The 1,031-nt window shown below is 75.0% G+C and carries 1 protein-coding gene and 1 pseudogene; one reads left to right on the top strand and one right to left on the bottom strand.

The genetic code is table 11. The annotated features are described in order from the left end of the window. A partial coding sequence (locus tag VBO01S_RS33400; RefSeq protein ID WP_255221265.1) for a hypothetical protein occupies positions 1 to 667 on the bottom strand: 667 nt, incomplete at its 3' end. Between VBO01S_RS33400 and VBO01S_RS33405 the strand changes: the two are divergent. Next, positions 632 to 1,031 (top strand): annotated as a pseudogene (locus tag VBO01S_RS33405) (hypothetical protein); the annotation flags it as partial. The gene VBO01S_RS33400 and the pseudogene VBO01S_RS33405 overlap by 36 nt on opposite strands.

Raw genomic sequence — 1,031 nt, forward strand, 5'->3', positions numbered from 1 at the left:
CCGCGGCGGACGCGGCGGCGAAGGCCGTGGCGAAGGCGGCGGCCGTTCGGGTGGACGCGACGGCGACCGCCGTGGCGGACGCGGTGGCGAGCGCCGTGAAGGCGGCGGTGGCGAACGCCGCGGCGAAGCTCGCAACACCGAGCAACGCAACGACAGCACCAACCCGGCACGCGAGCAACGCGAGCCCCGTGAAGCACGCGCACCGCGCGATGGCGAACAACGCCGTGGCGGTCGCGGCGAGCGCCGCGAAGGTGGCGAAGGCCGCAACGCGCCGGCCGAAGCCCTGCTCGACGGCAACCTGAACCTCGACGCGCAGCAACAGCAGCCGGCCCCCGGCGGCGACGAGAACGGCAATGCCGCAGCGGAACGCGCACCCCGCGCCCGCGGCGAGCGCCGTGAACGTGGCGAGCGCGGTGAACGCGGTGAACGCGGTGGCGAACGCAACGAGCGCGGTGAGCGCAATGGCGACGCGCAGCAGCAACAGCCGCGCGATGAAGCCACCGCCGGCGACGGCGAGCGCCAGCCCCGCAACGGCCGTGGCGACGAGTCGCGCGGCCCGCGCGGCGAGCGCAACGACGGCCGCCGCGAGCGCCGCAACGACGCGCCTGCCGCCAACGAAGGCGACGCACGCGTGGCCGAATCGGCTGCCGCTGGCGATGCCGAGCAAGGCAGCAACGAAGGCAACGAGCAGCAAGCCCCGCGCCGCGAAGGTGAAGAGCGCCGCGGCCGTTCGCGCGACCGTTACGGCCGTGACCGCCGCGAACGCGGTCCGCGTGACGACGCCGGCAATGGTGGCAACGAAGCCAACGGCGCAGACGCCGCACCGGTCGCCGAAGGCACCGTGGCTGCCGAAGGCCAGGCCGAGCGCCAGCCGCAACAGCAACTGCCGCTGGTGGCGGAAGCCACCGCAGTGGCCGTGGTCGCCACCGCGGTCGAAGTGCGCGAACCTGCACCGCAGGTGCAGGAGCAACCGCGCTTCGAACGCCCCGCCGCGCCCGCACCGGCACCCGTCGCAGCGCCCATCGTGGTCG

It is taken from the genome of Variovorax boronicumulans NBRC 103145, assembly GCF_001591345.1.
Classification (GTDB): domain Bacteria; phylum Pseudomonadota; class Gammaproteobacteria; order Burkholderiales; family Burkholderiaceae_C; genus Variovorax; species Variovorax boronicumulans.